This window comes from Burkholderia sp. Bp8963 (assembly GCF_003854275.1).
Classification (GTDB): Bacteria; Pseudomonadota; Gammaproteobacteria; order Burkholderiales; family Burkholderiaceae; genus Burkholderia.
In genome coordinates this window covers 1-12,496 of sequence record NZ_QTQP01000048.1, presented here as the reverse complement: position 1 = coordinate 12,496, position 12,496 = coordinate 1, and the positions used below count along the sequence as shown (strand labels likewise).

The 12,496-nt window shown below is 62.6% G+C and carries 12 protein-coding genes and 1 rRNA gene; 4 read left to right on the top strand and 9 right to left on the bottom strand.

Annotated elements, in window-relative coordinates:
• Window positions 1-7: 7 nt before the first annotated feature.
• The 4 genes from DID96_RS29350 to DID96_RS29335 all read right to left on the bottom strand — a co-directional run bounded on the left by DID96_RS29350 (window position 8) and on the right by DID96_RS29335 (window position 3,604).
• Complete coding sequence (locus DID96_RS29350; RefSeq protein ID WP_185732396.1) at window positions 8-409, bottom strand: hypothetical protein; 402 nt, start codon at window positions 407-409, stop codon at window positions 8-10.
• Window positions 410-760: 351 nt separating this feature from the next.
• A complete protein-coding gene (locus DID96_RS29345; protein ID WP_124602732.1) occupies window positions 761-1,363 on the bottom strand; it encodes a hypothetical protein in 603 nt (200 codons plus the stop codon).
• A 788-nt stretch (window positions 1,364-2,151) separates the two neighbouring features.
• Complete coding sequence (locus tag DID96_RS29340) at window positions 2,152-2,667, bottom strand: hypothetical protein (protein WP_124602731.1); 516 nt, start codon at window positions 2,665-2,667, stop codon at window positions 2,152-2,154.
• A gap of 85 nt (window positions 2,668-2,752) precedes the next feature.
• Window positions 2,753-3,604 (bottom strand): class I SAM-dependent methyltransferase, encoded by an 852-nt coding sequence (locus DID96_RS29335; RefSeq protein WP_124602730.1) that lies wholly within the window; start codon window positions 3,602-3,604, stop codon window positions 2,753-2,755.
• 85 nt (window positions 3,605-3,689) lie between these two features.
• On the opposite strand from DID96_RS29335, the gene DID96_RS29330 reads away from it, so the two are divergent.
• Window positions 3,690-4,664, top strand: coding sequence for a LysR family transcriptional regulator (locus DID96_RS29330; RefSeq protein ID WP_124602729.1), 975 nt, complete (start codon window positions 3,690-3,692; stop codon window positions 4,662-4,664).
• Between the two features lie 116 nt (window positions 4,665-4,780).
• Here DID96_RS29330 and DID96_RS38470 read toward each other — a convergent pair whose 3' ends face one another.
• The 3 genes from DID96_RS38470 to DID96_RS29315 all read right to left on the bottom strand — a co-directional run bounded on the left by DID96_RS38470 (window position 4,781) and on the right by DID96_RS29315 (window position 8,220).
• Window positions 4,781-4,960, bottom strand: coding sequence for a hypothetical protein (locus tag DID96_RS38470; protein ID WP_124602728.1), 180 nt, complete (start codon window positions 4,958-4,960; stop codon window positions 4,781-4,783).
• A gap of 44 nt (window positions 4,961-5,004) precedes the next feature.
• Window positions 5,005-7,590: a bifunctional aconitate hydratase 2/2-methylisocitrate dehydratase gene (gene acnB / locus DID96_RS29320; protein WP_124602727.1), complete on the bottom strand. Its 2,586-nt coding sequence runs from the start codon at window positions 7,588-7,590 to the stop codon at window positions 5,005-5,007.
• A 201-nt stretch (window positions 7,591-7,791) separates the two neighbouring features.
• Entirely contained in the window at window positions 7,792-8,220 is a 429-nt protein-coding gene (locus DID96_RS29315; protein ID WP_124602726.1) for a VOC family protein, read from the bottom strand.
• Between the two features lie 288 nt (window positions 8,221-8,508).
• Between DID96_RS29315 and DID96_RS29310 the strand changes: the two genes are divergently transcribed.
• Window positions 8,509-9,198 (top strand): isochorismatase family cysteine hydrolase, encoded by a 690-nt coding sequence (locus DID96_RS29310; RefSeq protein ID WP_124602725.1) that lies wholly within the window; start codon window positions 8,509-8,511, stop codon window positions 9,196-9,198.
• Between the two features lie 24 nt (window positions 9,199-9,222).
• Here the strand turns inward: DID96_RS29310 and DID96_RS29305 are convergent, their stop codons facing one another.
• Window positions 9,223-9,690 (bottom strand): YaiI/YqxD family protein, encoded by a 468-nt coding sequence (locus DID96_RS29305; RefSeq protein ID WP_124602724.1) that lies wholly within the window; start codon window positions 9,688-9,690, stop codon window positions 9,223-9,225.
• Window positions 9,691-9,798: 108 nt separating this feature from the next.
• Entirely contained in the window at window positions 9,799-10,785 is a 987-nt protein-coding gene (locus tag DID96_RS29300) for a GlxA family transcriptional regulator (protein ID WP_124602723.1), read from the bottom strand.
• A gap of 86 nt (window positions 10,786-10,871) precedes the next feature.
• Between DID96_RS29300 and DID96_RS29295 the strand changes: the two genes are divergently transcribed.
• Entirely contained in the window at window positions 10,872-11,990 is a 1,119-nt protein-coding gene (locus DID96_RS29295; RefSeq protein ID WP_260464039.1) for a DJ-1/PfpI family protein, read from the top strand.
• Between the two features lie 437 nt (window positions 11,991-12,427).
• Window positions 12,428-12,496 (top strand): 16S ribosomal RNA (locus DID96_RS29285); the annotation flags it as partial.

Here is a 12,496-nt window from a genome sequence, read left to right as displayed (position 1 = left end):
CGTGCATTCAACGGCGCTCGGTAATCGGACCCTCGGCATCCACGCGCCCGACGGCGCCGGCAGGGCCGCCGACGGTGATCGGGCCATGCGCTTCCAGATCGCCGTGCACGATCAGCGGGCCGTGCACGGTGAGCGGGCCATGAAACGTGTTTTCTCCGCGGCGCCTGCGTACCGCGGGATCGTCGGGCGGAATCCGTTCAATCCAGGCCGCCGTGATCGGACCGCGGGCGTAGATGTCTCCGGCCACCGTCAGCGAGCCATCGACGGTCACGGGCCCGAGGACGACGAGCGACCCGGTGATGATGAGCGGCCCCGTGACAACGGGCTGGGCAACCGCCGACGCGCAAAAGGCGAATGACGCAAGCAGAACCGCGCCTGCCGCGGCATCCCGCGCCAGTCTCGATGCCATGCCCACTCCGCCCCTCGTAATGAAGCGTTTCACGCTGTCTCCTGGTCGGCGAACTGGCGCGAGCGTCGGTTGTCCGCAGCTGATTCCGGACAGCCGGTTGCCGTTCAAGCAGCTACCTACGGTACTTTTCAGTCTAGACAGGGAGGTGACGAACACAAGTGGCCGTGACCGATGCAACGGCGAAGGTGATCGGCGAGTTGACGTCCGCTGCCCGCCGACGAGCGGCCGTTTGAGCGAGCGTTTGCCCGCACCTGAAAATTCGGGATCCCACGCTCGCCAAAGCGCGGATTGTGCGACGACGGGATGCGTACCGCTGCGAGCGCGCGGTACGCATCCGCCGGGTGTCGGCGATCAGTAGGCCGCGACGTTTTCGGTGTTCCGCTGTTCAATCGACGTCCTGGATTTCGCCAGCGCCGTAATCAACAACATGGTGGCGATTCCGCCAGCAATCAGCGCCGGGTAAGCTGCCAGGATCTGGACCAACGAATACTTCCAGCTCAACGGGCGCCCGACGCCCAGCATTGCTGCGTAGAACCACGAGACTGCGGATACCACGCCCGCGAAAATGGCAACCATGCGTCGTTCAAAGGAGAGCTTCAGCAGGGACCCCGCTTTCTCCAATGCCGGGAGAACCATCGAGTGCAAAGCGATACCGTTGAAGGTCAGCAGCGCGACGATGCTTATCTTGGCCTGCAGTTTGGGATTGTGGAGATACGTGAGACCCTGGGTCCGCATATCGAACGCAATGATCGCAATGCCGGTGATCCAAAGCACCGTCAGCGCCAACGTGACGGTGCGCTGCAGACTGGGCAGGTGGACCTGGGCAAGATCGGCACGTGCGTCGGAATCCAAAAGCCGCTTGACCATCGCGATGTCACTGGTCAGCACGAGGCCAATCGCGACACAGCAGGCTATAAGATGAACAAAGACGATTCCCATTCTTACGAATTCCATTTTCTGTCCTTTTTTGCGCGTTGCGCAAATTCAAGTTATACCGTCGCAATTCGGGGTAATTACTCTCAGTACATTAGTACTGCGATGTAAATATCAAAATTCGACGACGAATCCCTCTGTCAAGCCGGATCCAGTCAGGCATGACAGGAACCACTCGGCGAGCCCATTACGGCGCGTCGGATCCTATCGGGCTTCATGTAGTCGAATCGATACCCATTGCGAGTTCGACCGCTTGATCAAGCCCGCACGACGTGCGGGCTCGCATTGTCGGATGGCTGGCCATCCAGGTATCCGGCATGTCGTGATATGCAGAATGAAACATCGCCCAACTGCCGGATGCCGCCGGGCGACGGGCAAAATTTACGGTAGGAGGCCTCATCGAATCAACCCGATTTGTTACGAAATGCAAAGACGGTTACGTGCGATGAATGTGATAGACAAAGGGGCAGACCCTGGCGCGGTTCCCACGAGCTGGCGTGCAGCGTAATGTCGCGATTTTGATTCGGGCGCCGATCGGCGAGTCACGACCTTTACATTTTCGCGAGAATTGCTGAAAGGGTCGCAGGAAACAATGCACGTTGTGCAACTTTCATATGTGGAATAGAGAGCGATTCGGCCGCTCGGAATTGCGTCACGCATCGATTTTGCAGACGAATGGATTTCGAGAATTGCGCGCAGTGCATTTGGGGCGAACACGCAAGGATGAATCGCGCGGCGCCGACTTTCCGCGCGAAGGCTGGCAGTGACTCGCAAGCGACACCTGGGTCGTCAAATGGCTTTCGGCACGATCAATAGCTCGGCGCCACTTTGGGCTGACGACGCAGCATCAGATAGAAGGCGGCCACATGCGTAATCGCCAGCACCGGCACATAGATGATCGGAATCACATACATGGCGCCCAGCTCTCCCGCACGCGACGGAAGGTCGGCCTGGGTAGCGTGGTAGTAGTCGACGATGAGGTCGGTCGCGCCCACGACATTGAAGGCGACGACGAACAACCAGAACAGCGGGCGCATTCGTGCCCGCATTTGTCCCATGAATAGCGCGAGCATCGCCAGCACGCCCGTTGCGAAGTCGCCATATGCAGCGAACACGGCGAAGCTCGCCGGCAGTTGGGGACCAACGACGCCCGGCAGGATGAAGACCAGCCCGAAGAATCGGAAGCTGTGCAAGGTGGCAATTACGCGTTGCGCTTCGAACGCGTCCATCGACTTGAGCCTGGGCCAGGCGTAAGCGCGAAAGCAGAGCAGCCACGCGACATACCCCAGAACGAGATGCAACCGAAAAACGAGCTCCGGTGACATGTTGCCTCCTGTCAGGTGTTGAGCGCGCTGCGCCAGGCGGGGCGCAGCGGGACGAGACCAGCGGAAACGGGTGCCGCGGTCGTCATCAGCGGTCCTCGAGGTGAGCTCGAGTGTTCGTGGGCAAGGCCTCGAACACCGCGGTGAGGATGCCGACCCGGTCTTCCAGGAGATTTCGCCCCAGATTGCCCAACAGCTGCGCGAAGTCCGGCCCCATCACGACGCCAAGATTTGGCGACGGCGGCGGCCCGGACGCACGCAGTTGGACGAACCAGGCCTTTGCGGCCTCGGTGTCGTTTTGCCATGCCAGCGTGCGGAAACCGGCTTGCTCGATCGCCTCGCGCGTCGCATCGGCTGTCAGCAGAAAGCTCGTTGCCGGCGTTCGCGCCCAGGGAACGGGATAGTACGGTTCGCTGCCGTTTGCGACGACGTCGAACGTCGCAAACCGGCCGCCTGGCTTCAGCACGCGCTGGATCTCCCGGTAAAGCCGTGCGCGCTCGGAGATGTTCGTCGCCACGTGCTGCAGCAACACGGCGTCGAAACGGCCGCCGTCGAACGGAAGATCCAGCGCGCTGGCGGCATAGAACGATACCTGTTCGCTCTGCCCGGTGCGTCGCGTGAGATAGCGTGCGGCCTCCACGAACGGTTCGCTGAGGTCGATGCCGGTCACGCGGCAGCCATAGGTTGCAGCCAGAAAACGGGCCGGCCCGCCCACGCCCGAACCCACGTCCAGCACCGACATGTCGGCGGTGATCGCCGCCAATTCGGCAAGCTCGGCAGTGGCAGCAAGCCCGCGGGTGTGAAACTGGTCGAGCGCGCCCAGTTGCTGCGGTGCGAGCGGCTGATCCTCCGGCCCAAAGGGCGCGAGCACGCTCTTCAGCCGCTCGGTGAGGCCGGTCGCGCGATAGTGATCGCGCACGCCATCAAATGCGTCAGTCATAGCAAGTTCCTCCACGCGTGATTTGCAGGTCACAGGTGTACCATCGTCTCGCGCGAGCGACTATTCATCACAATGTTGACAGGCTATGAAGCAGAACTTCACAGTCAGGCAGGGCGCACTCGAAGGCGTGGAGGTGTTCCTGTGCGTTGCGCAGCATCGCAGTTTTCGCAGGGCAGCCGCGGAACTCGGCGTGACGCCGTCGGCCGTCAGTCAGGCGGTGCGTGCACTCGAAGCGCGCATCGGCGCAGCGCTCTTCATACGCACCACGCGCAGCGTTGGCCTGACCGAAGCCGGCGAACGCTTTCTTTCGCGCGCCAAGCCTGCGTTCGAGGAGCTTGTCGCCGCCAGCGAGGTGGCGCGCGGACTCGGCCAGCGGCCGGCCGGATTGTTGCGCCTCTCGGTGCCGCGTGCGGTCGTCCCGATCCTGCTGGAGCCATTGATCGCCTCCTTCTGCAAGGCCAATCCCGAGGTCGAGGTGGAGATTGCCGCAAACGAGAAGCTGATCGATCTTGCGGCGGATGGATTCGACGCCGGCATCCGACTCGGCCAGTTCGTTGCCGCCGACATGGTCGCGGTACCGTTGACACCCCCGTTTCGTCTCATCGTCGTCGGGAGTCCTGCCTACTTCGCTGCGCGCAGCCGGCCTGCGCACATCGACGATCTGCGCCAACACGCGTGCTTGCGATGGCGTCGATCCAGCGGCGCGCTCGCGCCATGGTCATTCAACGACGACGACGGCGAGCCGATCGAGATCGCCGTATCCGGCCCCTTCATCGCCAGCGATTTTCCCACCCTGCTTGGCGCGGCGATCGAAGGCATCGGCCTTGCCCAGCTACCTGAGCCGGTTGCAGCTGTTGGGTTGGGAACCGGAAAACTGGTGCAGGTACTGGAGCCGTTCGCGCCGGTGAAACCGGGCTTGTTTCTCTACTATCCAAGCCGCCGGCAGGTCATGCCGAAGCTGCGCGCGTTCATCGATCATGTGAAGAGCCGCGTGGCAGGCGGTGGCAAGGTGCCGGTACAAGATGACGACAAGCGTGCCGGGCCGCGGAAAAGAAGGTGACTGCCTGCGCGCGATTTCCATGCTTGGGATCGCCGTTGACGCATCCCTGTAGCGTCGTTCTCTATCAGGTATCGGGTAAAAGGGGCCGCTCTCATGTGTCCGCGCGAAACCAGGCCTCAGGCCGCGATGTGCTTTTGCATGAACACACTCAGCGGGTCGTTCGCGTCATCCTCGAACTGTATAGCAGCCGTGGCGCCGTTGAGCGACGTTCCGTTTCGAAAGGCTGCCAAGCGGCCCCCTCCGGCGCCGTACAAAAAAATAGCGCCGCAGGCATTCAGCCTGCGGCGCCATTCCATGCGGTGCTACGACGCGAACAACGCGCCGCAGCCCGACAGCCCGTTTACATCTGCACGGTGTCGGCCACTTCCTTGAAGTCTTCGATCTGGTCGAAGTTCATGTACTTGTAGATCTTGTCGCCGTTCGCGCTGAGCACGCCCATGTCGGCCATGTACTCTTCCTTGGTCGGGATCTTGCCCAGACGCGAGCAGATGGCCGCCAGTTCCGCCGAGCCGAGATACACGTTCGTGTTCTTGCCCAGGCGGTTCGGGAAGTTGCGGGTCGACGTCGACATGACCGTCGCGCCTTCGCGCACCTGTGCCTGGTTACCCATGCACAGCGAGCAGCCCGGCATTTCGGTGCGCGCACCGGCCGTGCCGAACACGCCGTAGTGGCCTTCTTCGGTCAGCTGCTTCTGGTCCATCTTGGTCGGCGGCGCGACCCACAGCTTGACCGGGATGTCGCGCTTGCCTTCCAGCAGCTTCGACGCGGCACGGAAGTGGCCGATGTTGGTCATGCACGAGCCGATGAACACTTCGTCGATCGTAGCGCCTGCGACGTCCGACAGCGTCTTCACGTCGTCCGGGTCGTTCGGGCACGCGACGATCGGCTCGTGGATGTCGGCCAGGTCGATCTCGATGACGGCCGCGTACTCGGCGTCGGCATCCGGCGACAGCAGTTGCGGGTCGGCCAGCCACTGCTCCATCGCCTGGATGCGGCGCTGCAGGCTGCGCGGATCCTGGTAGCCCTGCGCGATCATCCACTTCAGCAGCGTGATGTTGCTGTTCAGGTACTCGATGATCGGTTCCTTGTTCAGGTGGACCGAGCAACCGGCTGCCGAACGCTCGGCCGACGCATCCGACAGTTCGAACGCTTGCTCGACCTTCAGGTCGGGCAGGCCTTCGATTTCGAGGATGCGGCCCGAGAAGATGTTCTTCTTGCCTTGCTTGGCGACCGTCAGCATGCCTTGCTTGATCGCGTACAGCGGAATCGCGTTGACGAGGTCACGCAGCGTGACGCCCGGCTGCATCTTGCCCTTGAAGCGGACCAGCACCGATTCCGGCATGTCCAGCGGCATCGTGCCGGTGGCGGCCGCGAAGGCGACCAGGCCCGAACCGGCCGGGAAGCTGATGCCGATCGGGAAGCGCGTGTGCGAGTCGCCGCCGGTGCCCACGGTGTCGGGCAGCAGCATGCGGTTCAGCCACGAGTGGATCACGCCGTCGCCCGGGCGCAGCGCGATGCCGCCACGGGTGCTGATGAAGTTCGGCAGGGTCTGATGCGTCTTCACGTCCACCGGCTTCGGATAAGCGGCCGTGTGGCAGAACGACTGCATCACGAGGTCGGCCGAGAAGCCCAGGCACGCGAGGTCCTTCAGTTCGTCGCGGGTCATCGGGCCCGTGGTGTCCTGCGAGCCCACCGAGGTCATCTTCGGTTCGCAGTACGTGCCCGGACGGATACCCTGGCCTGCCGGCAGACCGCACGCGCGGCCGACCATCTTCTGCGCCAGCGAGAAGCCCTTGCCGCTGTCGGCCGGCTGATGCGGCAGGCGGAACAGCGTCGACGGGGCCAGGCCCAGCGCTTCACGCGCCTTGGCGGTCAGGCCGCGGCCGATGATCAGCGGAATGCGGCCGCCGGCGCGTACTTCGTCGAACAGCACGTCGGACTTGACCTGGAATTCGGCGATCACTGCGCCGTTCTTCAGCGCCTTGCCTTCGTACGGGCGCAGTTCGACCACGTCGCCCATTTCCATCTGCGACACGTCGAGCTCGATCGGCAGCGCGCCGGCGTCTTCCATCGTGTTGTAGAAGATCGGGGCGATCTTGCCGCCCAGGCACACGCCGCCGAAGCGCTTGTTCGGCACGAACGGGATGTCTTCACCCGTGAACCACAGCACCGAGTTGGTGGCCGACTTGCGCGAGGAGCCGGTGCCGACCACGTCGCCCACGTACGCGACCAGGTGGCCCTTTTCCTTCAGCGACTCGATGAACTTGACCGGGCCACGCTTGCCGTCCTCTTCCGGGGTGATGCCGGGGCGCGCGTTCTTCAGCATCGCCAGCGCGTGCATCGGGATGTCCGGGCGGGTGGTGGCGTCCGGCGCCGGCGACAGGTCGTCGGTGTTGGTTTCGCCCGTCACCTTGAAGACGGTGATGGTCAGGCTTTGCGGCACTTCCGGACGGCTGGTGAACCATTCGGCATCGGCCCAGCTTTGCAGCACGGCCTTGGCGTGCGCGTTGCCCTTGTCGGCCAGTTCCTTGACGTCGTGGAACTGGTCGAACATCAGCAGGGTTTTCTTCAGCGCGTCGGCGGCCACGGCGGCCACAGCGTCGTCGGACAGCAGCTCGATCAGCGGCTGGATGTTGTAGCCGCCCAGCATCGTGCCGAGCAGTTCGGTCGCGCGCTCACGCGAGATCAGCGGGCAGGCCGTCTCGCCCTTGGCCACGGCAGCCAGGAAGCCGGCCTTCACGCGGGCGGCTTCGTCCACGCCGGCGGGCACGCGGTGGGTGATCAGGTCGAGCAGCGTCTGCTCTTCGCCGGCGGGCGGATTCGTCAGCAATTCCACCAGTTCGGCGGTCTGCTGGGCCGTCAGCGGCAGGGGGGGAATACCGAGCGCGGCGCGGGCGGCCACGTGAGCACGAAAGTTTTCAAGCATGGGGGACCTGCTGAGATTGGCGTTTCAGGGGGAAGGCCTTTCGGGCACTCCGAGGCTGTTCCAGGCACTGCTTTGATCGCGATTCTAGTCGCAATGCTCTGCTACGTCAAATGTCTTATGTCTTATATAAGAGTGAAGAAACGCATTGGGAGTCATCGCTGGAAGGGTCCATCGCGAGCAAGACAGCCGCGGTGGCCGCGATCAATTCTGATCCCGCATCGATGGCGTAAACGTGACTCCTACGAGCAATCCTTCCGGTCCGATGAAGCGACTGACGGTCTGGCCCCACGGCTCTTTCCGGTTCCTGACCAGCATCCGATACCCTCGTGATTCAAGTTCTGCCGTAGCTGCTTCGACGTTTTCGACATCGAACTCGATCCAGGCTTGCGGGATGGGTAGGTCACGCGGCCACGAATCCGTGCCGAAGCACGACTGAGCGGCCTGCGACAGCGGCCACAGTGCGAAAGTGCCTGCGCCTTTCAGGCTCTCCGTATGGAGGTAGCCGCCTTTCTCTTCGGTGAAGGGGATACCGAAGGCCCGACTGTAGAGCTCGCGGCTTGCCTGCGCTTCGACCACGATCGGGCCAAAGCCTGCGATGAACAAGGCTGTGCTTCTCGGGATATTTTCCATGGCTTCTCCTTTGCCGCGAATGAGCGGCGCCATGAGGAACGAACATGTCCGCCGGAGCTGGTCGAACTGATGGGGCGGCCAGCATTCAGGTCGTGCGGGGCATGAAGTACTATTCCACGGCGGCGAAGTGTCGTGTTGGGATCATGATGCTTCGCTGCGTTCCATGTTCTCGGGTCGTGAATAAACCGCGTATCGACGTCAAGGAGAAGCGTAAATGGAAGCAATCGCGTTGCCTGCGGCTATCGGGTGGCATCCGTCACGGCTCCGGAAAACGTATCGGGTGACGCAATGACAACCAGCGTGAATTGCGCGGGCGGCGGGAACGACGGAACCGGCAGCGCGTCCGGGCAGCGTGTGGATCCACAGGGTCCGGCAATCGTGCCGGCGAAAACCGCGCTCGTCGTCATGCATTACCAGACCGACATTCTCGGGCTCTTCCCATCGGTCGCACCGGCCTTGCTCGCCAATACGCGCAAGCTATGCGACGCAGCGCGGGCCAAAGGCATCGGCGTCTATTTCGCCAACCTCCGGTTCAGTCCCGGCTATCCGGAGGTCAGCCCGTTGAACAAGAACGGGCAGGGAATCAAGCGACTTGGTCTCTTCGTCGACGACCAGACCTCGCCGGAGTTGGGCCAGCAGGCCAATGAACCGCTCATCGTCGCGCACCGTGCCAGCGTGTTCTTCGGGACCGATCTGGAAGCACGGCTTTCCGCGCAAGGCGTCGATTCGCTGATCATGGTCGGCATTGCGTCGACCGGTGTCGTGTTGTCGTCGGTCGCGTATGCGAGCGACGCGGACTTCCGCCTGTACATCGTCAAGGATTGCTGTTACGACCCGGATCTGGTGGTACATGAACATCTGTTCTCCACCGCATTCGATTCGCGCACGACGGTGCTGTCGCTGGCGGATGCGTTGCTGCTGCTCGCCCAGGCATTCGACGTCCGCTCCGAGGCAGGCCCGGACCGGTCGGGCGACTGATGGCCCGCCGGCATCGCGGACCGTTCAAACAGTTCCCGCGGGCCGCGTGCCGTGACGTGCGAGGAACCGATCGAGTTGCGCCGCGAATGCCTTGCTGTCCCGCGCACTATAGGGCGCCGGCCCTCCCGTATCGATGCCCGTACTGCGAAGTTGGTCGAGCATTGCGCGCATCGCGAGGCGTTCCTCGATATTCTCACGGCTAAACCAGCTTCCGCGCGGGTCAAGCGCATGAGCACCCTTGTCGAGGACCGCGGCGGCAAGTGGTATGTCAGCGGTAATCACGAGATCGCCGGCGGTGACCAGCTCGACGATGCGCGCATCGGCGGAATCGAAACCGGCCGGTACCTGGAGCGCCTTGATAAAGGGAGACGGCGGCGTGCGCAAATACTGGTTCGCGACCAGGGTCACGTGTACTTCGGCGCGACGCGCGGCCCGAAACAACATGTCCTTGATGACAACGGGACAGGCGTCAGCATCAACCAGCACTTGCATGGCGGCATTTCCAATACACAGAAAACGCGATCATATATCAGTGTCGGCGCTCGTCTCGCCGCGGCCCCGGACAATACCTCGACAACGCCAGGATGTGCTGACCGCGCGTCACGATCCGAATCGTTCCCGGTAGAAGCCAGGCGTGGCGCCGACGTGCTTGAGAAAAGCCCGGTGCAGGGAATCGAGACTGCCGAAGCCGGCACGCTCGGCGATTCGCGCAAGCGGCCAATCGGATGTTTCAAGCAGCGCCTTGGCGCGATCGACACGGGCGGCTTCGACAAAGTGTCCCGGCGTGCAACCTGCCTCCTTGCGAAACACGCGCGATAGCGTCCTCTCGCTCATGCCCGCGCGTTCGGCAAGCGCGGGGCCGCTGAGGTCGCCCGTCGGATCGTCGATGATGCTGGTAATGAGTGCACGCAACCGCGGCGTCGCGTTCGCCTGGATCTTGAGCCCGGCACTGAATTGCGATTGACCGCCTGGCCGTCGCATGAAGAGAACGAGCTCGCGCGCGACCGCCAGGGCGACGGCCGAGCCACAATCCGCCTCGACGAACGAAAGGCACAAGTCGATCCCCGCGGTGACGCCTGCGGACGTGTAAAAGGGAGGCTCTGCAACGAAGATCGCATCAGGCTCGACCTGAATGGCTGGCCTGAGGGCCTGCAACAACGAACAGGCGTTCCAGTGTGTCGTCGCTCGACGGCCATCGAGAAATCCTCCCGCAGCCAGCACGAAAGCGCCGGTGCAAACGCTGGCGATTCGTCGCGTGCGTGTCGCGCGCGCTCTCAACCAGGGCAAAACGCCTTCCTCCGTGGCGGCCTGGCGCAGCGCCGCCTCGCTGCCACCTGCGATGACGATCGTGTCGATGTCGTCGGGCAGGTCTTCAAGTGCAACCGCCCCGGCGAGCCGCAACCCCGCGTGGGTCGCGATTTCGCCTCGCGTATGCGAGGCCAGCGTCACGCTGTACGGCATGACGGCACGCCCGCTGTGGTGATTCGCAACAGCGAACACCTCCATCGGTCCGACGACGTCGAGCGACTGAACGCCGTCGAAACCAATGACTGCAATTTCGCGCGTCCCGCTGTTCGATTGAGGCATGGCAAAAAGTGCGACTGTATTGTCCTTTCAGACATCGCATGATGCGTGTAATTTTGGCCGCAGACAACTGGAGAAAGAGCTCGCTCATGCGCCATTCCTTCGTGACCGTGACGGCAATGCTGGCGTTGGTGTTATTTGCGCTGGTGTCGCGGGCGGCATGGTCGGCCCCGCCGACCGACCCCGTCGCGGTCAATCCTGAAAGTACCCGTGACTCGCGGCTCATGGTGCCGCCGCCCAAAGCCGGACGGGCGCGCCCGCTGATCGTCGTGCTGGCCGACAATGCCGGGACCGAGACCACCGATTTTGTCATTCCGTACGGGGTGTTCAAGGAGTCGCGCGCCGCAGATGTACTGGCGGTATCGACCGAACCGGGCACGATCAACCTGATGCCCGCGCTGCAGGTGCTACCGGATATGACCATCGCGCAATTCGATGCGTCGACCCCTGATGGGGCGGACATTGTGGTCGTGCCGGCCATGCACCAGTCGGATAACCCGTTGTTGCTGGCGTGGGTGCGCGCACAGGTCGACAAGGGGGCGCTCGTCGTTTCGATCTGTGATGGCGCGTGGATTCTGGCGAACGCCGGCCTTCTGCAGGATCGGAGGGCGACGTCCCACTGGTATTCACTGGGGCGGCTGGCAAAGCAGTACCCCGGCACGACATGGGTGCAGAACCGCCGCTATGTTCAGGACCGCGGCGTCGTGACGACGAGCGGCGTCACGGCTTCGATTCCTGCGTCGCTCGCCCTTGTCGAAGCGATTGCGGGCCGGACCGTCGCTGATGCGACGGCGCGTCGTCTGCGGGTGAGCCGTTGGAGTGCCGAACACGACAGGGAACCCTTCAGGCTGACAGCGGCGCGCATTACGGTCGCCGCGGCGAACTTCCTGGCGTTCTGGAGACGCGAGACAGTCGAAATAGCCGTCCAGGATGGCTTCGACGAAATTGCCGTCGCACTTGTGGCGGACGTTTGGTCGAGGACCTACCGATCCGACGCAGTTGCAACGGGCGCATCCAGGACAGTCCGCTCGCGGCGCGGTTTGCTCCTGGTGCCCACTGCACAGGCGGGTGCGGCTCGATATGTCGTGACGCCACGCGCAGATGTGGCAGCGAATGCCGTGGATATTGCGCTGGATGATGTGGCGAATCGGTATGGAATCAAGACAGCCGATTTTGTCGCACTTCAGCTCGAGTACCCGGGGAAATGACACGTGTCATGCGTTGGCTCGGCGCAGCGCAAAGGCTCGTCGCGGTCGCTCCGGGGCGTGGCATTGTCTGATTGCGTTTAAGGTGGCGCTCGGCTTGCCACAGTATTATCGCTGCCGCCTGCGACGGCTATCTTTGCGGACGCCATCCAGTGGGTCAAAAAAATTTTACAGAAACGCTTGACGGCATCATGGGCGGCCGCCATAATTCGCCTCCCTGTTGATGACAGGGCAGCAAAAAAAGCTGCAAACGCTCTTTAAAAATTAACAGCCGATAAGTGTGGGCGCTTGATGATAGCGAGCCCGATCCTCGGATCGGGATAGCAAAAGTATCAAGAGTCTCACACTAAAGTAAGTCAGGTTTATGAAGCAATTCATATGACCTGTCAGCTTTGAGTGAGCGACCGGTTTCTAACGAAACCGAAAACAGTAACAGGTTTGAACTGAAGAGTTTGATCCTGGCTCAGATTGAACGCTGGCGGCATGCCTTACACATGCAAGTCGAACGG

Coding starts and splice junctions, on each gene's coding strand:
- DID96_RS29350 (WP_185732396.1), bottom strand. CDS start 409: ATGGCATCGAGACTGGCGCGGGATGCCGCGGCAGGCGCGGTTCTGCTT.
- DID96_RS29345 (WP_124602732.1), bottom strand. CDS start 1,363: ATGGAATTCGTAAGAATGGGAATCGTCTTTGTTCATCTTATAGCCTGC.
- DID96_RS29340 (WP_124602731.1), bottom strand. CDS start 2,667: ATGTCACCGGAGCTCGTTTTTCGGTTGCATCTCGTTCTGGGGTATGTC.
- DID96_RS29335 (WP_124602730.1), bottom strand. CDS start 3,604: ATGACTGACGCATTTGATGGCGTGCGCGATCACTATCGCGCGACCGGC.
- DID96_RS29330 (WP_124602729.1), top strand. CDS start 3,690: ATGAAGCAGAACTTCACAGTCAGGCAGGGCGCACTCGAAGGCGTGGAG.
- DID96_RS38470 (WP_124602728.1), bottom strand. CDS start 4,960: ATGGAATGGCGCCGCAGGCTGAATGCCTGCGGCGCTATTTTTTTGTAC.
- acnB (WP_124602727.1), bottom strand. CDS start 7,590: ATGCTTGAAAACTTTCGTGCTCACGTGGCCGCCCGCGCCGCGCTCGGT.
- DID96_RS29315 (WP_124602726.1), bottom strand. CDS start 8,220: ATGGAAAATATCCCGAGAAGCACAGCCTTGTTCATCGCAGGCTTTGGC.
- DID96_RS29310 (WP_124602725.1), top strand. CDS start 8,509: ATGACAACCAGCGTGAATTGCGCGGGCGGCGGGAACGACGGAACCGGC.
- DID96_RS29305 (WP_124602724.1), bottom strand. CDS start 9,690: ATGCAAGTGCTGGTTGATGCTGACGCCTGTCCCGTTGTCATCAAGGAC.
- DID96_RS29300 (WP_124602723.1), bottom strand. CDS start 10,785: ATGCCTCAATCGAACAGCGGGACGCGCGAAATTGCAGTCATTGGTTTC.
- DID96_RS29295 (WP_260464039.1), top strand. CDS start 10,872: ATGCGCCATTCCTTCGTGACCGTGACGGCAATGCTGGCGTTGGTGTTA.